Here is a 22395-nt window from a genome sequence, read left to right on the forward strand (position 1 = left end):
TATATCGAATATGGATATCCGGCGTTCGGATCTCCCTTTGCTCATTTCACTCAATGCGCTGCTTGAAGAGCAAAACGTCACCCGCGCGGCGAAGCGACTGAACATCAGCCAGCCAGCGTTATCCACGCAGTTAGGGCGATTGAGAGATCTGTTTGATGATCCGCTGCTGGTCCCGTCAGAAGCCGGTCGTGGCATGGTGCCGACTGATCGCGCCCTGGCGATTAAACCCCGACTGCATCAGGCATTGCTGGATCTTCAGGGTGCCGTGGCGTTGAGTGAAGACTTCCAGCCGCTGACGGCCAAGCGTGATTTTGTCGTGGCCGTGAACGACAATATTTTCACGCTGGTGGGTTTGAGCGTCGCGCAGTCGGTGCTGGCGCATCAGGCACCCGGCATACGCCTGAGCTTTGTGACGCCGATCGAGGCAAGCCTGACGTACAGGATGGAAAAAGGTGAGATTGATCTCTATGTCGGTCTGACACGACAAGTGCCCGAGGCATTGAAGTCGAGATTCTTGCTGCAAGATACCTTTCGTTTGGCCCAGCGCAAGGGGCATCCCCGAGGTACAGCAAATCCTGATCTGGAAGCATACTGCGCGCTCACTCACGTCATGGTTTCCCAAGAGGGGCAATTCAAAAGCAGCGTGGACAATGCCCTGGAAAATCTGGGCCATCAGCGCCACGTCGCGCTGACCGTCTCCGGTTACAACCAGATTCCCCTGGTGCTGGAGGATACGGACTGCGTCGCCACACTCCCCGATCGATTGCTGCAACGGTATGCCGCTGGCCTGGATATTTTGCCCCTGCCTATCCATCTGCCCGCGTTTGATGTCGCCATGGCCTGGCACCCGAGGTCCCATGAAGACCCGGCGCATCAATGGCTTCGAGAGCATTTCATTCGGGCCGCTGACCAGGGCGTCAGCTAAACCGGCATGCCCCCGCCAGCGCATTTCGCAGAAGTGGAAAATACCCGCAGGGCCGATCCGGCTGGTATTGTGCAGCGCTGTGAAACAACACCGCATGACAGTGAGGGAATGAACGTTGAGTACTGAAGAAAAACTGACCGGGGATCTGTTTGAAGTCGATGATAAGCGCCTGGGGCTCAAGCCCGTGGTGGACTTCAACAGCTATCTGCGCACGGCCTTCGGCGACGGTAAATGCACCTGCATCCGTTGTGTCGATAGCGCGGGCGACGAGACCGGTTACGAGTACCAGCACACCTTCAATCTTGAAGGACAAGTGGTCAACCGCCGCTTCGCCTCCACCGCCGGCAGCGATGTGCTGATGGCGCTGAAAAAGGCCTGGTTGTCGTATACCAAAGCGGAGCTGGAGGTTTACGGGAGCCTGGCGCTGGCGACCGTCAAGGAGTTCGTCGAGCCGCAATTGCACAAGCGCCTGATGCCTCTGTTTTTGGCCAGTGGGCTGGTCAAGGATGTGGATGGCAACCTGCAATTGCAGCAACAAATGGCTGCCTGATTTCCATTGACGTAGCGGCCGCGCCGGGCATCCACAGCAGTCGCCACATCGTATTCGGCAAAAAAGCCCCGGTGCCTTTTTCAGGCACCGGGGCTTTTCCGTCTCATTCCGCGCAGTTTCCCAGCGCACGACTAAAATATGAAATACGTTGATATTTGCGTGATGGATGTATTTTCCGTTTACAGGGAGTAGAAGCACATTATGCAAATCAGCAGCCGTTACAAATGGACCGTCCTGACAGCCATAACGCTTACAACTTTTGCGGCACTCATATTCCTGCTTATAAAGTCGTATTCCTATGAAACTTCAACCTACTTCGAATCCCGTGACTTTGTTCGTCAACTAAAGCAACTGGATGCCAACTGGGCGGTGAAAATCCTCAGGGCGAAAATCGGCATCAACAGTAGCTTGCAGTTGGGAACGCCCGCCGAATCAGGTAACCGATGGGACCAACTGGATAAACTGAACAATTCCGGCCCGCTGTCCACCTTATGGAATGATCGCCGACAGGGCTACCTCAACGCCGTGCAAAACAAGTCGCAACTGGTTGATCAATTCAAGGAACACAACACAAAACTGCGCACCGCCCTCGACGCCCTGCCCGATGTAGAAAACAATATTCAGGACTTGTTAAAAGAGATCACTGATAAACAACAGCTGGAATACCTGACCAACTCCTGGAATATTCTGAACCTGACGCTGACCACCCTCGAATACGCCTTATATGCCTCCAGCGACAACGCCAGGGAAATCGATCACCAACTGGCCATCCTCACCCAATACATGAGCCAGCTTCCTCCTGAGCGTCAAGAACCTTTCAATACCTTTGTCACTCACGTGAACTCGATCGTCCGGGAACAACCCATCGTCAATGACCTGCTCGACCGGATTAATGTCATTCCCGTCGCACAGCAGCTGGACAGCATCAATGAGCTGTTAAACGAAACTCAACGCCGAACAGAAGCACAGGACCGCCAATACCATATTTACCTGGCCATCTGCGCCAGCATCATGGCGTTTCTGTTGGTGTATCTGGCGGGACGTCTGATCCGCAGTTATACCGTGATCAACAAGATTAACAACGAGCTGCAAACGGCCAACGAGCGGCTTGAGCAACGCGTCGAGGAACGCACGCGAGAGCTGATTGAGGCTGAGCGCGAACTGGTGGACGCCGCCCGAATGGCCGGTATGGCGGAAATCGCCACCAATGTGTTGCACAACGTCGGCAATGTATTGAATAGCGTTAATGTCTCTGCCGATGTGATCGCGCACCGATTATCTACCAGCAAAACACTAGGCCTCGGTAAAGCGGTGAACATGATGAACGCTCATTCCGAGGACCTGGGGCAATTCATCACCCACGACGAGAAAGGCAAACTGCTGCCCCTTTACTTCAATCAACTGGTGGACTCCATCGCCGTCGAGCAATCAGGTATCGTCGATGAACTGTCGCAACTGACCAAGAGTATCGACCACATCAAAGATATCGTTTCCACCCAGCAGGCCTATGCCGGCGCGGCACGGGTGGTCGAGCCGTTGAACGTCATCACCCTGTTTGAAGACGCGTTGCGCATGAACTCCGGCGCCTTGAGCCGACACCATGTCACGGTGGTCAAGGACTACCACGATGTACCGACCATCATTGGCGACAAACACCGGCTGCTGTTGATCCTGATCAACCTGATCAGCAACGCCAAATATGCGATGTCCAAAGTCACTGAGCAGCAGCGGGAAATGACATTGAGCGTCAGCGTCTTCGACCGTTCAACGTTGCGCTTCAGCGTCAAAGATCAGGGTGAAGGCATACTCGCCGAGAACCTGTCCCGCATCTTCAATCATGGTTTCACCACGCGCAAAGAAGGCCATGGCTTTGGCCTGCACAGCTGTGCACTCGCCGCGGTGGAAATGAATGGGCGCCTTCACGTTCACAGCGATGGACCTGATCAGGGTGCTGTTTTCACCCTGGAGATTCCCCTTGAACTGGCGGACAGCCCCGTGACTGAACCGCCAGCGACAGCCGACGGAACACTCTAACCAAGGGTCTTGCCCTAGGACAGCGTCAGAAACAACGCAGAAGTCCAGACCCGCGACTGATCCCGCTGACGCGCGCAAATGAACAAGGGATGCTCGCGGCCCGGTTGCAGATTGAGTTTCGCCAGCTCGATCTGCCCTTGCAGCTCGCGAGGCAACGGCGCAACAGTGGTCCTTTCAAGGGAGACTTTCAATTCGGCGCCAGGCAACTCTTCGATCACCTGGGATTGCGCCAGCAGTTCTTCACCTGACAGCTCCATCAGCACCGTCGGCGCATGCACGTAGGGCTGCGGTTCGGACGGGTCGCCGACTTTGATGTAGTTGTCGATGCGGCTGCGGATCTGCAATGTCGCGCCGGCCAGTTGCGACAGGTCGATTTCGATGCTGTCGGTGTCGCCGTTGGTGTCGGTGCGAAAGGCCAGGGTTGTCGCATCTTTGCGCCAGACGGTTTGCTCCGGGTGATCGAGGCCCAAGGCGCGAAAGCCCTTGATCACCGCCCCGGTCACCCGAATCTCGCCGGTCCAATAGGCGCCGCGATAGCGATCCTTGATCCGCGCGCCACCCAGGCGCAGGCGAATGCGTTGGGTGGAAAACCCCAGTTCCTGGTGCAGGTTGCGCGACCAGATCAGCGTCTCGCCATCGAACAGATCGACCTGCTCCCACCCCGCCTCGCCCAGCAATCGATAGTCCAGCGTGGCGTTCGAATCGGTTGTGAACACTTCGCCCATAAAATGCCGGCCCTGACGCAGGCTGGCGAATGAACGCTCGCCGGTGGTGGCGAAGGTGCGCCGGGCACGCAGTGCCTTGCCGACGCTTGCACGGTCGAAGCCGTCGGCGACGACACCGGTCAACCCGCCGCGAGAGCCGAACACCGCCGTGGCTGGAACACCGCCACCACAACGGCCCTGGTGCTCATCGCTGTTTGCGGCGGCGCCCACCCGATAGCCGCGCTGCAAGGCTTCGGCGTAGACCCAATGGAACTGGCCCCAGGCCGAGCCGACTTCGATCAGGCGTTCCAGCTCCGGGTGGTGCCAGTCGAGGTTGCACCGACGCCCGCCGACGTGGGGCATCATCAGATGACCTTCCGGGTCCTTGGCATAGGCGGCGTACAACTCATCCACCGGCCAGGCGCCCGGTTTGATGGTGCCGGCGGTGAACTCGTTCCATTCGAAGGAGCGCACCAGCCGCCCTTGATTGTCGAAGGGAAACTCGGGCTTGCGATCATGCAGGAACACCACGTTGCGGTCGCCGCCGGCGCAGGAATTGCCGCACCATTCGGTGCCGGGATAGCAGACAAAGCGGCCCGGCTCGTTGAGTTCGTGGATCAGATTCACCGCCTGATCCCAGCGTTGCTCGGTGATATTGAAGTCGTTGGCGGTGTAACCAAGCACATCGAGGCCGGCGACATCGCGGCCATAACTGAGGTTGTAAAGCGTGTCATTGGTGCCCACGGTGTCATCGGAATGCACATGCAGGTCGGCGTACAACGGACGCAATGCCGTGCCCGCCGGGTCGACGGTGACGAAAGCCTGGGCACCGCGCACGCCAGGCGCCTGCACCTCGGCGGACAATCGCCACTCCCCTACCGCGCCGAGATCAAAACCCTCCAGCCGGGTCGTCGCCCAGCCTTCAGCCGCCAAGGTGAACGGTTGTTGGCGCTCGCCGCCTTCAGGATCAACCAGTGTCAGGACACCGTTGAGCGGCAAATTGCGGCAGGTGTTACCCCAGGCATCATCCACCCGTAGCAAAACGTCGAACGCCTCACCGGCGCTGACCAGCCGAGGAACAATCACCTGCACGCTCTGCGCTGGTCCCGGCACGATATTGAGCAAGGGATCGCCCGGCACCTCGGCAAATTTCGAGCTGCCCAGCGGGTCGATGAACAGCCGGAAACGGAAGTCTTTCTCGACGAAACTCTGCACCCGCGTCCCCGCGCCGCCCTGACGACGGTCGCCCAAACGTATGGTGATTTTATCCCCCGGGTTCAGGTAGCCATCGATGATGTCGATGATGATTGCTTTCTGGAACGGCCGTTCGTGGCCCTTCTGGTCGAAGCGTACTTTCAGGTGCTGCACGGTCGCCTGGCTCTGGCCGGGCACCAGTTCACCCGCCTGATATTCGGCGCTGACGTAGTTGGGACCGGCCGGATTCGAGGTCTGGAACAGTGCCCAGTCGGAGTAGAACTTGAACGCCAGTTTCAGCCAGGCACCATCCGCGAGGCCGCTGCCGCCGACCTCGTAGACCAGGGTGATTTCATCCCATTGACCGGCAATCAGCGTGTCTCGATCACAGTCGATGTGACCCAGGAACGGGCGTTTCTTGTTGCGTTCGTAGAGGCCTTGCGGGGCAATGTAATGCCCGGCTTCGCGGGGATCGAAAACGTTACTCACATGACACCTCGTGCAGTGGATGGAAGGGCTTCAAAACACCCCGTAGCAGCTGTCGAGCACCGCGAGGCAGCGTTCGGCGGCGAAGCCGTCGTAAACCCTGCATACGCGGTCTGCCTGACACACCGCATAGGCTGATTTTGCGACGGCTTCGCCGCCGAACGCTGCCTCGCGGTGCTCGACAGCTGCTACTGGGCGCGCCACTTCTGGTAGTGGCGCTCGATGCGCCGGAACACAAAACTCTCCATCAGCCAGGCAATCAGGCCGATCAGCACGATGCCCAGCAGCACCTGGCTGCTGTTGCCGATCTGCCCGCCGGTGGAAACCATCCAGCCGATGCCCTGGGACGCGCCGATCATTTCCGCGGCGACCAGCGCCCGCCAACCCTGGCTGAAACCGATGCGCAAAGCTGCCGTCACGAAGGGCAATGAGGCGGGTAGATAAACGTGGGCCAGCAGCTGCCAGGCATTGGCGCCCAAGGTGCGCGCCGCACGGACTTCGCCGCCACGAATGCTCTGCACGCCCTCCTGGATAGTTACCGCCATGGGAAACACCGCGGCGATGAAAATCACCAACACGATGGAGACATAACCCAAGCCGAAAATGATCATGATCAGCGGCGCCCAGGCGATCGGCGGGATCGCCATGAACAGGCTGTTGAGCGGCGAGATGAAATCGCGAAATCGCGAAGACAATCCTCCGGCCGTGCCCAGCACAATCGCGACGATCACCGCTGCACAGAAGCCGCCGATCTCTTCAAGCACACTCGCCCGCAGGTGCTGCCACAGCGAACTGTCGCTGAGCCAACGCACCGCTTCGCGCGCCACATCCCAGGGCTGCGGCAGGATGTAAGTGGGAAAACGACTCGCCAGGGCGATCCAGATCAACAGCAGGAACGGCAGCGAAGCCCATCCCCAATTCGGTTTTGGCAAGGACATGACAGGCTCAGACTCAGCGCGAAGCTTTTTCCAGGTAGGAGGTATCCACGATCTGCTCGGTCTTGAGCGTGGTGTCGATAAAGCCCAAGTCGTGGGAGTAATTCATCAGGCGCTGGATGAATTGGATGTCCGAAGCCTGCAGGTCGGCCGACCACCCCAATCGGGTCCGCGCCTGGGCGACGATGGTTTCCGGAGCGATGGTCTTGCCGTCAGCGCCTTGTACCGCTTCAAGCTTGAATGCCTCGGCGATGATGCGATTCGACTCGTCAGGGTGTTCGTTGAGGAACGCGATGGCCTTGCGGTGCGCCCGCAGCAGCTTGACCACGTCGTCCGGCCGCTCCTGCAAGGTTTTGGGCAGCGCGATCACCACGTACCACGGGTAATTCGGCAGCGCCTGGTTGACGTCAAGCAGGATTCGGCTCGACCCGCGCAACAACGACTGGCTGACAAAGGGCTCCCAGGAAAACGCCGCATCGACAATGCCGCGCTCCAGCGCCGCGTTCATGTTGCCGGGTGGCATGTCGATGATGTCCAGATCCTTGTCAGGGTTGAGCCCAGCCTTTTCTTTCAGCACATAGCCGCGCAACAACACGTCCATGCCACTGCCCTTCTTGACCCCGGCGAGTTTTTTGCCCTTGAGTTGCTCCAGGCTGTTGATTGGACTTTTTGCATCGACAATCACCGCCGCCTGACCGTAATTGACCTTGGCCAGAATCCGGCTTTGCAGCCCTCGGGAAAACCATTGGTACACCGGTGGCGTGCCGACATAGGCCACGTCCAGCTCATTGGCGGCCAGCGCCTGCTGGATAACCGGGCCATCGCCCAAGGCCTTGAGATCGACATTCAAGCCTTCCTCGCGGTAGTAACCCTGTTTGTCGGCGATCAGCGCCGGGGCGTTGGCCATGGCGAAGACATAACCCACACGCAGGGGTTTCTCCTCGGTGGCCACGGCAAATGTGCTGCTTGCCAATGCGGCAACAGACAAAGAGAGGGCAAGCAGCGAACGTTTGATCATGCGGTTAGCTCGGGTTGACGGGTTGGGTTAGCGATGGCCTCGGACACTTCCATGACGTGGGAAATGCGTTCCATCAGCTCATTGCGGTAATCGAGAAAGGCCGGCAAGCGGCGGGTTTTCAGGTTGGAGCGCGGGCGCGGCAGATGAATATCCAGTTCGCTATGGATGCCGCCCGGGGCAATGTTGAGCACGATCACCCGATCCGCCAGGAACACCGCTTCGTCGATGTCGTGGGTGATGAACAGCACCGTCTGGCCCAGCTCGGCCCAGATGCGCAAGGTTTCTTCATTCATGCTGTTGCGACTGATGGCATCCAGCGCGGCGAAGGGCTCGTCCATCAGCAACACGCTGGGCTCCAGGGCCAATGTCCTGGCCAGGGAAACACGCTGCTGCATGCCGCCGGAAAGCTGATGGGGCAAGCGCTGCGCCGCGCTCTCCAGACCGACAAGCCGCAAGTACTGCAAGGCTTGTGCACGCTGTTGCGCCTCGCTGAGTTGCGCTGTCATTCGCAGGCCGAAACGCACGTTTTCCAGAGCGCTCAACCAGGGAAACAACTGCGGCGCCTGAAACACATAGCCCAACTCCGAACGCTCCGGCCGCACCGCGGCCTGGTTGATGCTGATCTGGCCGCTCTGAGGTTGCTGAAAACCCGACAACAGATTCAGCAACGTGGTTTTCCCGCAGCCGGACGGCCCGAGGATTGCGACGAATTCACCCGGCTTGGCGTTCAGGCTGAAAGCGTTGAACACCCGATGCCCGTTGGGGTAGCTGAAACTGATGTCATCGACCGTCAACGCGTCGGCTTGCTGCGGTGCGTAAGGCAAGGATTCGGGCATGGCAAGTGTCGTCAGGTCGTTTACAATGGGAATGCCTGACATAATACGTATTAATACAAGTTGTCCCAATAACCTATTTTTATAACCTTAGAAGTGAAGGCGCACCGCCTAATGCCAGTCAGTAAGAGATCGAGCTAGAAACGAGTCATCTGTGGCGAGGGAGCTTGCTCCCGTTGGACTGCGCAGCAGTCCCTTTTGGGGGCCGCTGCGCAGCCCAGCGGGAGCAAGCTCCCTCGCCACAGGTTCGGTGTCTGGCTTGACTGATCAACATAAGGCGCACCGCCCCACTCCAGGGAACATGGAAGCCGACCGTGTCCACGTCCATTCTTCGCGACAGCAGCACCTCGCTTTACGAACAGATCGCCCATCGTTTGCTGGAAGAGATTCAGCGCGGCGACTTTGAACCCACCGGCAAGCTGCCGTCAGAAGCCGAGTTAGGCCAACGCTTTGGAGTGAGCCGCGTCACGGTGCGTCTCGCGGTGGGCAAGCTCAGTGACGACGGCGTGGTGGAACGCAAGCAAGGCAAAGGCACGTACGTGGCGGCGAAACAGGTTCGGCATGGCCTGGATGCATTGCGCAGTTTTCATGAAGCCTTGTTGCTGCAAGGGCTGAAACCGAGCATGCAGGTGATCAGCCATACGCTGCAGCCCGTTCCGGAAACCTTGCGTGGCTTGTTTGAAGCAGCGGACGATTGCCTGCTACTGGAGCGCCTGCACTTCGTCGATGACGAACCCATCGCCCTGGGGCGCAGCCATCTACCGGCCGAGCTGGCCAGCGTGGTCTGGACGGACGTCGAGCACCAACCGATCTACTCGATTCTGGAGTCGATCACCGGCCTGGCGGTCACCCGCGCCGACCTGGCGATCCGCGCGCAAGAAGCGGACAAAAGCCTGGCCAGCGCGCTGCACGTCAAACGCGGCGCCGCATTGCTGGTGATGGAGCGTACCTCGTATTTTGCCGACGGCCGCTGTTGCGACCGAACCACCTTCTTTATCCGTCCGGAACGCTACGCCTTCGTCCTCAGCGGGGTGTTCAAATCCGCAAGCGGCCGATAGATCGGCCATTTGCGGCAAACCGTTATGCACCCACAGCTTGCAAAGGTTCACTGACGGTAGCTGCTTGCGCAACACGCGCGGCACTATAGCGATTGACCGGCACCGGCAAGCCCAGATGTCCACGCAACGTGCTGTGGCTGTACTCGCTGCGGAAGAGGCCGCGTTCACGCAGCAGTGGCAGGACCTCGTTGGTGAATCGAGCAAATTCCCCTGGCGCACCGACACGAATGTTGAACCCGTCGACCGCCCCTTCGACAAACCATCGCTCGATCTCGTCGGCCACGGTCTTCGGCGAGCCGACAAAATTCGAAAACGAAGCGGCAAAGCGTAAGGCCGCCTGACGCAGGGTCAGCCCCCGCTCACGAGCAACGTGTTTGATGTGTTCGGCATGACCGCGATAACCGTTGCTGCCCAAATCCCCCAACTCCGGGAACGGTTCGTCGAGGGGGTATTGGGAGAAGTCGTGATAGTTGAACGGCCGCCCCAACTGCACCAGCGCCTTGTTCAGATCCAGTTCACCGTGGCGTTCGCGGTCAATGGCCTGGGCCTGCTCGTCAGTATCGGCAATGATCGGCGCGATGCCCGGCAGGATGGTCACATGATCGGGGTTGCGGCCAGCCGCGGCGGTACGTTGCTTGATGTCCTGATAGTAGGCGCGGGCGTCCTCGAAGTTGTCCACGCCAGCGAAAATCCCCTCGGCAAAGTTCGCCGCCAGGTTGCGCCCTGACGCGGAAATCCCGGCCTGAAAAATTACCGGTTGGCCTTGGGGAGAACGGGCAATGTTCAATGGCCCGGTCACGGAAAAGAACTCGCCCTGGTGATCGAGACGGTGCTGACGTTGCGGGTCGAGAAACACCCCGCTCTGCTTGTCGCGCACAAAGGCGTCGTCTTCGTAGGAGTCCCACAACCCCTGCACCACTTGCAGATGCTCACTGGCCCGACGATAGCGCTCGGTATGATCGATGTGTTGCTCGCGCCCGAAATTCCCGGCGGCGCCTTCGAGCCCGGTGGTCACCACATTCCAGCCAGCCCGACCGCCGCTGATCAGGTCCAGCGAGGCAAATTGCCGGGCCACGTTGAATGGTTCGGTATAGGACGTCGTCAGCGTGGCAACCAACCCTATCTTCGACGTCGCCCCCGCGACGGCGGACAACAATGTCAGCGGTTCCAGGCGATTCAGATAATGCGGGGCCGAATCCGGGGTGATGTACGGGCTGTCGACAATGAAGATCAAGTCAAATTTCGCCGCTTCGGCTTGTTGCGCCTGCTGGCGATACCAGTCGATATCGATGCTCGCATCACCGGGAATCTCCGGGTGCAGCCATTCATTCTGAGCAGTACCGACGCCGGTGAGAATGGCGCCGAATTTGAGTTGTCGTGGTGAAGTGGACATCTGGATATTCCCCCGAAGATGGTAGCTCTGCTGGCCTTTGAAGCACGACCTTAGGCGTTGGGAATACGCTTGTGAAATGCTTTGTTGATCTATCCTAATTATGAAAAACAATGATCATAAGTATCTTCTATATTTAACTATTGCATATCAGGCGACGCCTCCATTGTGGGAGCGGGCTTGCTCGCGAAGGCAGAATGTCAGTCGACATTGATAGCGACTGACACGCCCTCTTCGCGAGCAAGCCTGCTCCCACAATGGATGTATATCGTCTAGTAAAGCGTGCTCGACACAAGCACGTCTTGATCGGGCAAAAAAATGGACCTGTTTTCACAGATCCATTTTTTAAAGCCTGGGGCGAATTACTTCGGCTGCGCGACCGTGCGCAGATAAGGTTTCACTGTCCTGAAGCCGTCCGGGTATTTCTTGCGGGCGTCCTCATCGGAGACTGAGGTCGGGATGATCACATCTTCACCCGGACGCCAGTTCACCGGAGTGGCGACCGTGTGTTTGGCGTTCAGTTGCAGGGCATCGAGCAGACGCAGCACTTCATCAAAGTTACGTCCGGCACTCATCGGGTAGATCAGCATTGCCTTGACCTTTTTGTCCGGGCCGATGATGAACACTGAGCGCACAGTGGCGTTGTCCACTGCAGTCCGATTACCGCCGCTGGCGTTCGGATGGATCATGTCGTAGAGCTTGGCCACCACCAGGTTTTCATCGCCAATCATGGGGTAGTTGACCGCATGCCCCTGGGTTTCTTCGATGTCCTTGGCCCAGCTCGCATGGTTGCTGACGGGGTCGACGCTAAGCCCGACCACCTTGGTGTTGCGTTTATCGAATTCAGGCTTGAGCCCCGCCATATAGCCGAGTTCAGTGGTGCAGACCGGGGTGAAATCCTTGGGATGCGAGAACAGAATCGCCCACTTGTCGCCGATCCACTCGTGAAAATGCAGCGTGCCTTCGGTGCTTTCGACGGTAAAGTCCGGTGCTTCGTCGCCAATGCGGATTGCCATGTTCGTTCTCCTTGCTGTGAGTTCGTAGGGCTGTCAGAACGATGGGCAGTTCCAACGGCATTCATGTCAACGCGAATCAGTATAGGAGACGCTTCAAGACAGGGCAGTGACCCGGACCTGTTCACTGCGCGACACGCCGGTTCGGCATGTTCACGACAAACGGTCGTGATACATCCTTCGAGCGCCGGGCACACAGGCTGGCAGGAGCTAAAGTTATTTGCGCGCCCTCTCACGGACAGGAGGCAAAATGCAGCGCTCAGTCATTGTCGTACCCGGACGACCCAGCTTCGGCACCCTGCTCTGGTGGTTCCAGGGCCCTGATTCAACCCCCGGCAGCTACAGCTTCGAACTCGATGGCAAGGCGCTGATAGCGCCGACACCTCCGATCAGGCTGAGCGATGCACTGGGCATTACCTCAGGCACCGCCGGCAAACTGGCCGCCCGCACCTTTTTGATCGTCACGGTGCATGCCGACGGGGCGGCCGGGGATACTCACCAGTTGCGTGTTTTCTGCGATGGCGACGTTAGTAACATTGCGCGCTCACGAACCCTGCCGACGTCCCCCGACGCCTTGCACATGCTCCTCGCCAGTTGCTATTACGCCGGCAATAGCCGACTGCTGGCGGCGACGCCCATGTACAAGGAGTACCTGTCACCACAACCGCCGCCCCATGTGAAGATGCTCTGTGGCGACCAGATCTACCTCGATCTGGCCTTCGGCGGTTTCTATCCGCGCCCGCTGGATGCGCCTTGGGACGACTACTGCAAACAGTGGTACGACGAGCCATTCCTGGCCTTCATGGCCAATGGCGGCAACCTGTGCATGGCCGATGACCATGAGTTCTGGAACAACTATCCGAGCGAGGTGCGGGCCGGCGGCCTGAGCAAAATCTTCAAGGCGCCACCCCAGGAAATATCCCTTGAGATGGAGCAGGCGTTCCTGATCTTTCAGGCGGTACTGAACGCCGACCCGGACGACCTGCTGACCGCCCCGCCCGGCCAGCTGCTGGTGGAGGACCGCCTGCACTGCTTCGAATTTCCCGGCGCACATGCGTCGGCGGACTTCCGCCAGCGCTTTTGCATGCTGGTACTCGATACCCGAACCCGGCGCACGTCGCTGGACGTCCCCGCCCCCGCCCCCGCCTACCAGTTCACCGACCCACACTGGCTGAATCAGGTCGTGCTTGAGCTCGGCAATCGAAAGGGTCCGACCCTGCTGGTGACCTCCCAATCGTTGCTGGACCAGGCCGGTGATGGCGAGAGCGGCCTGGCGGACTACACGAGCCAGTTCGACACACTCTGGAATGCCGTCTGGAACTGCCCGCACGAGGTGCTCCTGCTGACCGGCGACATTCATTGGAGCCGGGCGCAATGGGTTGAAAACAGAGCGACGAACAACACCCACCGTGAAATCGTTTCCTCCGCCCTGTCGCGCATCCATTTTGCGATGCCTATGCACGACCTCAGCAAGCTCAAGAGTGAAGTCAGGTGGGAGGGCAAGATTGCGGGCGCGGTGCGCAATGGCGACAGCGACGCACCGTGCAACTACGCGATTCTGGACTTCAACACCTACGACCTGGGGCTTCACTGTCGGGTTCGCTGGTTTGAGATCGACGGCGATGGCCGTCATTGGCCTCTCAATATGGCCGCAGGCTGGGTGAACGACCTCAAGGTCGCCTTTAACTTTGCAAAACAGGTGATGCAAATCCCCTTTGACCTCCACTAGGAGTAGCCGATGAGCAACCGACTGTTTTATTCGCCACAATTCTTCGATGTCGAGCCGGCCGCAGCACCCACGGATCTGACCAAGCGCTTTCACAACAAGGACAACGCCGCTTTCCTCGCAGAAGTGGCCAAGCAGTTGAAAAAGCTCAAGGGTGACAGCGGCGAAGGCATTCCGGAACACGCCCCCGACGCAGAAATGGCCATCGGCCTGATCGGCGCCTATGGCCTGTTCGGATACGGCTTGCGGCGCAGCCAGGAGATCATCCGCCTCGACCGGGGGCCTTCCTATTGGAGCCATGCCTTTCTATTCAACGGTGGGCTGAGCGATGACGCCAAGCGACTGCGCGGCCCGGAAAGTCCCTGGCTGCTCGAATGCACCTTGCGCCCCACCTCAACCCTGAGCGACGCCTTGTACCGTGACGGCGTCATGCCGCGCCGGCTCGCCGAGTATGCCCCGGCGGAATTTGACTGGAACCGGATCAACAGCATCCCGAACTTCGCCGTGATCTCCCTTGGGTTGACCGATGTCGAACGCGCCAGTATCCGTAAAGCCGCCCTCGCGCCCGAGAGTGCCCGCCAGCAACTCGGTCTCGCAGCCCTGGCCGGCCAGTGGTTTCATTACCTCACCGACCGGGGCGAACTGCGCAACCCGCTGACCCTTGGCCAACCGATGCATTCGGCTGCCTACATTCAGATGGCCTACTCGGCCGCCAGTATCGACCTGGCCCCCAGCGCATCGCAGAACACGGTGGCACCCGAGTACTTCTGGAGCCTGGCGAAAAATCTCCAGCAACTGAGCCAGTACCGCGACCCGACCACCAACAAGCTCAAGCAGCGACCGCTACGGATCTGGACCTGCATCCGCGACCCGCACTGCCTGATCAGTGGAGATAACCCGGCGGTGGGTGGGTCCGCGCCGACGCTGGAGAAAATCCTCGAAAGCTAGAACGGCCTGTCAGTGCAGTCCCGGCGCTGACAGGGGGTTCGGTGATTGGCGCACAGGTGGCGGCCGTTCATTGCCCAGCGGCTTGCCGATACTGACGCGGGGTGAAACCGGTCAACGCCTTGAACTGCCGGGTGAACGCACTGTGGTCGGTGTAACCGCATTGCAGTGCGACGTCCGTGATAGGCATTTCGGTATGCAGCAATCGATGTGCGTGTTCGAGGCGAATTTTTTGAATCATTTGTCGCGGCGTCAGGTGGAATACTCGCTTGCAGTACCTTTCCAGTTGCGCCACTGAAATGCCGGCAATCCGCGTCAGCTCGCCCAAAGTGACGCGGCGATTGAAATGCGCGCGAATGTATTCATCCACGGCCGCCAGCCGCTGGTAGGCCGGGTGCGTATCGCTGGCCGATTGCAGGTCGACCGAAATCCCCGCCAGGCCGATGATTTTACCGTTGCGGTTATATAACGGTCGTTTGTGCGTCAGGCACCAACCGGGCTCGCGGCTCCCGTACAAGTGCAACTCCAGTTGATCCTCCAGCACAAAGCCTTTCTCCAGGACGCGTCGATCCTGTTCGGTATAACCGGGCCCCAACTGCTCCGGGAAGACTTCGGCGCTGGTTTTACCCAGCAGCGGTTGCAACTGTTTCAAGCCACAGCGCTGTACCAGGGTCAGATTGGCCATGACGTAGCGCGCTTGGGTATCTTTGATAAAGATCGTGGCATTTGGAATCACATCCAGCATCGGCAACAGCGGTGCCACGCCCGCCAGTAACTCCTCGATGGTTTCAGGGCGATTCAACTCGCTCCCTTGGCACAGCATCGCCAAAGCGCTCTGCGTCATGAATCTCACACTCCCGATATCCGGCCTGTCTTGAGGGCATCTGTTGATCAGATTGCGTCATGAGGCGCGCAGTGTCGAGCGCCTCTACGCCATTGCACCACTGTGCTGATTTCGTCATCGGCGCCCATGGAAAACATCAATCGCCCGCGCGCCGACGAGTTCACTCTATCGCCATTGCACGCACACCTGCCTATCCAATAACCCACAAGAAGGCGCGACGCTATGTCAGGCAAAGGCAAGTTCAAAAGGCAACTTTCGTTGATAGACCTTACGTTTATCGGACTGGGAGCCATCTTCGGTTCCGGCTGGTTATTCGCAGCCAGTCACGTGTCCGCCATCGCCGGGCCGGCAGGGATTTTTTCCTGGCTGCTGGGCGGGTTCGCGGTACTGCTGCTCGGCATTGTTTACTGTGAATTGGGCGCGGCGCTGCCCCGTGCCGGTGGCGTGGTTCGCTATCCGGTTTACTCCCATGGCCCGTTGCTCGGCTACTTGATGGGCTTCATCACCCTGATCGCCTTCACCAGCCTGGTGGCGATCGAAGTGGTCGCCTCCCGGCAGTACGCCGCCGCATGGTTTCCCGAGTTGACCAAGGCGGGTTCCAGCGACCCGACGATCATTGGCTGGCTCATGCAATTCGCCCTGCTTTGCCTGTTCTTCGTGCTCAACTACCGCAGCGTAAAGACCTTCGCCATGGCCAATAACCTGGTCAGCGTATTCAAGTTCATCGTGCCGCTGCTGGTCATCGGCGTGCTGTTCACCTTCTTCAAACCGGCAAACCTTCAGGCCCAGGGCTTCGCACCCTTCGGTCTTTCAGGTGTCGAGATGGCCGTTTCCGCGGGCGGCGTGATCTTCGCTTACCTGGGGTTGACGCCGATCATCTCGGTCGCCAGCGAAGTGAAGAATCCGCAGCGCACCATTCCGATTGCGCTGATCCTGTCCGTGCTGCTATCCACCTTGATCTATGTGCTGTTGCAAGTCGCCTTCCTCGGCGGCGTACCCACCGAGATGTTGGCCAATGGCTGGGCCGGCGTTGCCAAGGAACTGGCCCTGCCTTATCGCGATATCGCACTGGCACTGGGCGTGGGTTGGCTGGCCTATCTGGTGGTCGCCGACGCGGTGATCTCTCCCAGCGGCTGCGGCAACATTTACATGAACGCCACACCGCGAGTGATCTACGGCTGGGCGCAGACCGGCACATTCTTCAAGGTGTTCACCCGCATCGATGAAAAGTCCGGCATCCCGCGCCCGGCGCTGTGGCTGACCTTTGCCTTGTCGGTGTTCTGGACCCTGCCCTTTCCTTCCTGGGAAGCGCTGATCAATGTCGTGTCCGCTGCGCTGGTGTTGAGCTACGCCGTCGCACCGGTCTCCGTGGCTGCACTGCGGCGCAATGCGCCGGATATGCCGCGCCCGTTCCGGGTCAAGGGGATGAGTGTGCTCGGCCCGCTGTCGTTCATCATCGCAGCGCTGATTGTTTACTGGTCGGGCTGGGACACCGTGTCCTGGCTGCTCGGCCTGCAAATCCTGATGTTCGTCGTGTATCTGCTGTGCGGTCGCTTTGTGCCCACCAACCACCTGAGCCTGGCCCAACAGGTGCGCTCGTCGGCCTGGCTGATCGGCTTCTACGCCGTGACCATCGTGCTCTCCAAACTCGGCAGTTTTGGTGGCCTGGGCGTGCTCAGCCATCCCTTCGACACCCTGGTCGTGGTGGTCTGCGCGATGGGCATCTATTGCTGGGGCGCGGCGACCGGTGTGCCGGCGCATCTGGTGCGTCTGGAATCGGAGGACGATGAAAGCGAAGCCGATTTGACGCATGCCGACACCACCACAGGCCAGCGCCCAGCACCTGCGCACTTCTAAAGGATAGGTTTATGAAACGGGTTCATGTCATTGACTCCCACACCGGCGGCGAACCAACTCGCCTGGTGATGAGTGGCTTCCCCCCATTGCCCGGTCAGACCATGGTCGAGAAGCGCGATGCCCTGCGCGACCAGCATGACCACTGGCGTCGTGCCTGCCTGCTGGAACCTCGCGGCAACGATGTGCTGGTCGGCGCCCTGTATTGCGAACCGGTGTCGCCGGATGCCACCTGCGGCGTGATCTTCTTCAACAATGCCGGCTACCTCGGCATGTGCGGTCACGGCACCATCGGCCTGGTCAACTCGCTGCATTACCTGGGGCACATCGCCCCCGGTGTGCACAAGATCGACACGCCTGTCGGCCCGGTCAGCGCCACGCTGCACGACGACGGCACGGTAACCCTGCGCAATGTGCCCGCCTACCGCTACCGCCAACAGGTACCCGTCGAAGTACCTGGCCATGGCCGTGTGTACGGCGATATCGCCTGGGGCGGCAACTGGTTTTTCCTGGTGTCCGATCACGGCCAGGCGTTGCAAATGGACAACGTCGAAGCCCTCACCGATTACACCTGGGCGATGCTCAAGGCTCTTGAAGACCAAGGCATCCACGGCGAAGACGGTGCCGTCATTGACCATGTCGAGCTGTTTGCCGACGACGATCAGGCCGACAGCCGCAACTTCGTCATGTGCCCGGGCAAGGCTTACGACCGCTCGCCTTGCGGCACCGGTACCAGCGCCAAACTGGCGTGCCTGGCCGCCGATGGAAAACTGGCCGCCGGTGAGCCATGGGTACAAGCGAGCATCACCGCCAGCCAGTTCATCGGCAGTTACGAATGGGAAGGCGAGCGTGTCCGCCCGTTCATTACCGGCCAGGCCTTCATGACCGCCGACAGCACGCTGCTGATCGACGAACAGGACCCTTTCGCGTGGGGCATTTAAGCGACCACGCGGCTCTTCCCTCTCAATAAATCTGGAGTTAGCACAATGAGCGATAACATTTTCACTGGCTGCATCCCTGCGCTGATGACCCCGTGCACCGCCGAGCGCAAGCCGGACTTTGACAAGTTGGTGGCCAAGGGTCGCGAACTGATCGATATCGGCATGAGTGCGGTCGTGTACTGCGGCTCCATGGGCGATTGGCCGTTGCTGACCGAAGCCGAGCGCCAGGAAGGCGTGGCGCGCCTGGTTGCCGCAGGGGTTCCGACCATCGTCGGCACTGGTGCCGTGAACAGCCGCGAGGCGGTTTCCCACGCAGCACATGCAGCCAAAGTCGGGGCCCATGGCTTGATGGTTATCCCTCGCGTGCTTTCTCGCGGCGCCTCGGCAACCGCACAAAAAGCCCACTTCGCCGCCATTCTGAAGGCCGCTCCGAACCTGCCGTCGGTGATCTACAACAGCCCTTACTACGGCTTCGCGACCCGCGCCGACCTGTTCTTCGAACTGCGCCGCGAGCACCCGAACCTGATCGGCTTCAAGGAGTTCGGGGGCGCCGCCGACTTGCGCTACGCCGCCGAAAACATCACGTCCAAGGACGATGACGTCACCCTGATGGTGGGTGTCGATACGCAAGTGGTCCATGGTTTCGTCAACTGCAACGCCACCGGTGCGATTACCGGCATCGGCAACGCGCTGCCCCGCGAGGTGCTGCAATTGGTGGCCTTGAGCAAGCAGGCAGCCAAAGGTGACGCCAAGGCCCGACGCCTGGCAAGGGAGCTGGAGTCGGCGCTGGCCGTGCTGTCGTCGTTCGATGAGGGTTGCGACCTGGTGCTCTATTACAAGCACCTGATGGCGCTCAACGGTGACAAGGAATACGCACTGCATTTCAACGAGACCGATGTGCTCAGCGATGCCCAGCGTCGTTACGCCGAGAATCAGTACGCGTTGTTCCGCCAGTGGTACAAAAACTGGTCGGCAGAACAGAACGTCGCCTGATCTCACGCTGTGTTCGTGCTCACTGCGAATCTCACCGGTTGCGCAGTGAGCCCACCCTATTTTTCAGGAAAGCGCCATGACTCTGACAGGCCAAATGCTCATCGGTCAGCACGCCGTTACCGGTAACCGAGAAACGCTGCGGGCAATCAATCCCGCTACCGACACACCGCTTGAGCCGGCCTATCCCGGTGGCAGCAGCGAGCATGTCGAACAGGCGTGCGCGTTGGCGTGGGCAGCCTTCGACGGCTATCGCGAGACGTCGCTGGCAGTACGCGCCCGATTCCTCGAAGCGATTGCCGATGAGATCGAAGCGCTGGGTGATGCGCTGATCGAGCGTGCTGTTGCCGAGACTGGACTGCCGCACGCGCGGATCCAGGGTGAACGGGGTCGCACCTGCCAGCAATTGCGCACCTTTGCCCGTACCGTGCGTGCCGGCGAGTGGCTTGATGTACGGGTTGATAACGCGCTGTCGGAACGCCAACCCCTGCCACGTCCGGACCTTCGTCAGCGGCAGATTGCCTTGGGGCCGGTGGCGGTGTTCGGCGCCAGCAATTTTCCACTGGCCTTCTCGGTCGCCGGCGGTGACACCGCCTCGGCACTGGCCGCCGGTTGCCCGGTGATCGTCAAGGCCCACGGCGCTCATCCCGGCACCAGTGAACAGGTGGGGCGCGCGGTGGCCCGTGCCGTGAGCAAATGCGGTCTGCACGAAGGCGTGTTTTCGCTGCTGTTCGGCTCGGGCCGCGAAGTCGGAATCGCTCTGGTCAGCGACTCACGCATCAAGGCTGTTGGTTTCACTGGCTCGCGCACTGGTGGCATCGCTTTGTGCAAGGCGGCCCAGGCACGGCCAGAGCCGATCCCGGTGTATGCGGAAATGAGTTCGATCAATCCAGTGTTGCTCTTCCCGGCTGCGCTGCAAGCGCGAGGCGAAGCGCTGGCACAGGGTTTCGTCGCTTCACTGACTCAGGGCGCAGGACAGTTCTGCACCAACCCGGGATTGGTGATTGCCCGCCAGGGCCCGGCGCTGGATCGCTTCATCAACGCCGCGTCGCAGCTCATCCAGCGCAGCCCGGCACAGACCATGCTCAGCCCCGGCATCTTCAACGCCTATGAGGAAGGCGTGGGCTCGATGCTTGAGCATGCCCAAGCGGCTGCCACTGGCCAGAGAGGTGAAACGCCGAATCAAGGCCAGGCTCATCTGTTCGTCACCCAGGCGCCGGACTTTCTCTGCGACCCAGCGTTGCAGGCCGAAATGTTCGGGGCTGCGTCGTTGATCGTGCAATGTGCCGACAACAGCGAAATTCGCCAGGTCATCGAGCACCTGGAAGGTCAATTGACCGCCACGTTGCATCTGGATGACGCCGACCTGGACAGCGCCAAAACGTTGCTGCCGGTGCTGGAACGCAAGGCCGGACGCCTGTTGGTCAACGGCTGGCCAACCGGGGTCGAGGTGTGCGATGCCATGGTTCATGGCGGTCCCTTCCCCGCCACCTCCGACCCGCGCACGACCTCGGTCGGCACCGCCGCCATTGTGCGGTTCTTGCGCCCGGTCTGTTATCAGGACTTCCCCGACACCCTGTTGCCTGAAGCGCTCAAACACAGCAATCCGTTGCACCTGCAACGCCTGCTCGATGGCCACAGAGAAGCCCAAGACAATGTCTGATCAAGTCCCCCATGACATCGCCGTGGTTGGCGCCGGAATCATCGGCGTCGCCTGCGCCCTGCGGCTGGCACGCCAGGGACTGCGGGTGGTGGTCATCGACCAGCAGGACCCCGGCCATGGCGCTTCGTTTGGCAATGCCGGGCATCTGGCCACCGAGCAGGTGTTTCCTATCGCCGACCTGTCGATCCTCAAACGCCTGCCCGCCATGCTCATGGACCCGATGGGGCCCCTGCGCCTGGACTGGAAATACCTGCCGCATGCCCTGCCCTGGTTCGCCCGGCTGTTGTTGAACCTGCGCCCGGCGCCCTTCCAACGCACCGTCGCCGGCCTGCGCGCGCTCAACGAAAGCAGCCTTGGCGCCTGGCAGCGGTTGCTGGAGGACATCGCCCGCCCCGATTTGCTCAGGGAAGACGGGTCATTGCTGGTGTTCGAACGCCCCGAGTCGCGTCAGGCGATCGAGGCGCTGCAAGTACGCATGCGCCAGCAGGAAGTGCCGGTCGACTACTGGCACGCCAAGGCTGTGCGCGCGGCGGCTCCGCAACTCAGCGAACGGGTTCAGGGCGGATTGTTCTTTGCGCGCACAGGGCATTTTCTCGACCCCTACCGGGTTGTTTGCGAACTGGTCCACGCGGCCAAAGCCTGCGGTGTGCAGTTTCTCAAGCAACAGGTCGAGGGCGGACATCTGCACGAGCGCGGTGTTTCACTGATCACCGAGCAAGGCCGTTTGACCGCTCGCCAGGTACTGATCGCCTGCGGCGCCCATTCGGCAAAACTCACCGCTGCGTTGACCGGCAAGAGAGTGCCGCTGGACACCGAGCGCGGTTATCACTTGATGCTGCCTCATGAGCATGACCGATTGCCCTTCGCCGTCACCTCGCTGGAGCGCAAATTCATCATGACGCCGATGGCCGATGGCCTGAGGTTGGCCGGCACCGTTGAGTTCGCCGGCCTTGATAGTCCTCCAACCATGCAGCGCGCGTGGCAGTTGCACCGGCTGAGCCAAGGCTTGTTCAGCCGCGACTTGAACGCCGATGCGGCCACGCCGTGGATGGGCTTTCGCCCGTCCTTGCCGGACTCCCTGCCCATCATCGACCGGGTGTGCGACGGCAAGGTGCTGCTCGCTTTTGGTCACCAGCATTTGGGGCTGACTCAGGCGGCAGTGACTGCGGAGCTTGTTGGTCGAATGGCTTCGCCCAGGGCCGATACAACGCCCTATGAATTGCCGGCAATCGAGGCTTACAAGCTGGGTCGGTTTTGAGGAGAGCCCGAGCGGTTCGTGCTTGCCCGCACCG

At 60.1% G+C, this 22395-nt stretch carries 18 protein-coding genes; 11 read left to right on the top strand and 7 right to left on the bottom strand.

Translation table 11 applies throughout. The features are described from left to right. Positions 1 to 10 precede the first annotated feature (10 nt). From ACWIKB_RS06355 to ACWIKB_RS06365, 3 genes are all read left to right on the top strand, one after another. Positions 11 to 925 carry a LysR family transcriptional regulator gene (locus ACWIKB_RS06355; protein ID WP_475265829.1) on the top strand — a complete coding sequence of 305 codons (915 nt, stop codon included), beginning with the start codon at positions 11 to 13 and terminating at the stop codon, positions 923 to 925. Positions 926 to 1040: 115 nt separating this feature from the next. Further along, on the top strand, positions 1041 to 1475 hold the full coding sequence (locus tag ACWIKB_RS06360) for a hypothetical protein (RefSeq protein WP_475265830.1): 435 nt from the start codon (positions 1041 to 1043) through the stop codon (positions 1473 to 1475). 201 nt (positions 1476 to 1676) lie between these two features. Continuing rightward, on the top strand, positions 1677 to 3509 hold the full coding sequence (locus tag ACWIKB_RS06365) for a DAHL domain-containing protein (RefSeq protein WP_475265831.1): 1833 nt from the start codon (positions 1677 to 1679) through the stop codon (positions 3507 to 3509). A 14-nt stretch (positions 3510 to 3523) separates the two neighbouring features. On the opposite strand, the gene ACWIKB_RS06370 is transcribed toward ACWIKB_RS06365, so the two are convergent. The 4 genes from ACWIKB_RS06370 to ACWIKB_RS06385 form a co-directional block, all read right to left on the bottom strand. After that, positions 3524 to 5896, bottom strand: coding sequence for a hypothetical protein (locus tag ACWIKB_RS06370; RefSeq protein ID WP_475265832.1), 2373 nt, complete (start codon positions 5894 to 5896; stop codon positions 3524 to 3526). Between the two features lie 185 nt (positions 5897 to 6081). After that, positions 6082 to 6831: an ABC transporter permease gene (locus tag ACWIKB_RS06375; protein WP_475265833.1), complete on the bottom strand. Its 750-nt coding sequence runs from the start codon at positions 6829 to 6831 to the stop codon at positions 6082 to 6084. 13 nt (positions 6832 to 6844) lie between these two features. Continuing rightward, complete coding sequence (locus ACWIKB_RS06380; RefSeq protein ID WP_475265834.1) at positions 6845 to 7846, bottom strand: ABC transporter substrate-binding protein; 1002 nt, start codon at positions 7844 to 7846, stop codon at positions 6845 to 6847. Beyond that, positions 7843 to 8682 carry an ABC transporter ATP-binding protein gene (locus ACWIKB_RS06385; protein WP_475265835.1) on the bottom strand — a complete coding sequence of 280 codons (840 nt, stop codon included), beginning with the start codon at positions 8680 to 8682 and terminating at the stop codon, positions 7843 to 7845. Before ACWIKB_RS06385 ends, ACWIKB_RS06380 begins: the two co-directional genes overlap by 4 nt. Before the next feature lie 311 nt (positions 8683 to 8993). Between ACWIKB_RS06385 and ACWIKB_RS06390 the strand changes: the two genes are divergently transcribed. Continuing rightward, positions 8994 to 9737 carry a GntR family transcriptional regulator gene (locus tag ACWIKB_RS06390; RefSeq protein ID WP_475265836.1) on the top strand — a complete coding sequence of 248 codons (744 nt, stop codon included), beginning with the start codon at positions 8994 to 8996 and terminating at the stop codon, positions 9735 to 9737. A 22-nt stretch (positions 9738 to 9759) separates the two neighbouring features. Here ACWIKB_RS06390 and ACWIKB_RS06395 read toward each other — a convergent pair whose 3' ends face one another. Further along, complete coding sequence (locus ACWIKB_RS06395; RefSeq protein ID WP_475265837.1) at positions 9760 to 11130, bottom strand: LLM class flavin-dependent oxidoreductase; 1371 nt, start codon at positions 11128 to 11130, stop codon at positions 9760 to 9762. Between the two features lie 359 nt (positions 11131 to 11489). Continuing rightward, on the bottom strand, positions 11490 to 12143 hold the full coding sequence (locus ACWIKB_RS06400; RefSeq protein ID WP_054050904.1) for a peroxiredoxin: 654 nt from the start codon (positions 12141 to 12143) through the stop codon (positions 11490 to 11492). 247 nt (positions 12144 to 12390) lie between these two features. On the opposite strand from ACWIKB_RS06400, the gene ACWIKB_RS06405 reads away from it, so the two are divergent. Together ACWIKB_RS06405 and ACWIKB_RS06410 are read left to right on the top strand one after the other, a co-directional pair. After that, complete coding sequence (locus tag ACWIKB_RS06405) at positions 12391 to 13869, top strand: metallophosphoesterase family protein (RefSeq protein WP_475265838.1); 1479 nt, start codon at positions 12391 to 12393, stop codon at positions 13867 to 13869. Positions 13870 to 13878: 9 nt separating this feature from the next. Then, positions 13879 to 14814: a hypothetical protein gene (locus ACWIKB_RS06410; protein ID WP_475265839.1), complete on the top strand. Its 936-nt coding sequence runs from the start codon at positions 13879 to 13881 to the stop codon at positions 14812 to 14814. Between the two features lie 67 nt (positions 14815 to 14881). Here ACWIKB_RS06410 and ACWIKB_RS06415 read toward each other — a convergent pair whose 3' ends face one another. Beyond that, positions 14882 to 15655 carry a PAS domain-containing protein gene (locus ACWIKB_RS06415; protein WP_475265840.1) on the bottom strand — a complete coding sequence of 258 codons (774 nt, stop codon included), beginning with the start codon at positions 15653 to 15655 and terminating at the stop codon, positions 14882 to 14884. 222 nt (positions 15656 to 15877) lie between these two features. On the opposite strand from ACWIKB_RS06415, the gene ACWIKB_RS06420 reads away from it, so the two are divergent. The 5 genes from ACWIKB_RS06420 (at position 15878) to ACWIKB_RS06440 (ending at position 22361) form a co-directional block, all read left to right on the top strand. Next, complete coding sequence (locus ACWIKB_RS06420) at positions 15878 to 17512, top strand: APC family permease (protein WP_475265841.1); 1635 nt, start codon at positions 15878 to 15880, stop codon at positions 17510 to 17512. Between the two features lie 11 nt (positions 17513 to 17523). Continuing rightward, complete coding sequence (locus ACWIKB_RS06425; RefSeq protein ID WP_475265842.1) at positions 17524 to 18450, top strand: 4-hydroxyproline epimerase; 927 nt, start codon at positions 17524 to 17526, stop codon at positions 18448 to 18450. A 45-nt stretch (positions 18451 to 18495) separates the two neighbouring features. Then, a complete protein-coding gene (locus ACWIKB_RS06430) occupies positions 18496 to 19443 on the top strand; it encodes a dihydrodipicolinate synthase family protein (protein WP_475265843.1) in 948 nt (315 codons plus the stop codon). 76 nt (positions 19444 to 19519) lie between these two features. Then, positions 19520 to 21103 (top strand): aldehyde dehydrogenase (NADP(+)), encoded by a 1584-nt coding sequence (locus tag ACWIKB_RS06435; RefSeq protein WP_475265844.1) that lies wholly within the window; start codon positions 19520 to 19522, stop codon positions 21101 to 21103. Next, a complete protein-coding gene (locus tag ACWIKB_RS06440; protein WP_475265845.1) occupies positions 21096 to 22361 on the top strand; it encodes an NAD(P)/FAD-dependent oxidoreductase in 1266 nt (421 codons plus the stop codon). The genes ACWIKB_RS06435 and ACWIKB_RS06440 overlap by 8 nt, the downstream gene beginning before the upstream one ends. The last annotated feature ends 34 nt before the right edge of the window (positions 22362 to 22395 follow it).

The organism is Pseudomonas sp. 5Vm1k, assembly GCF_056161485.1.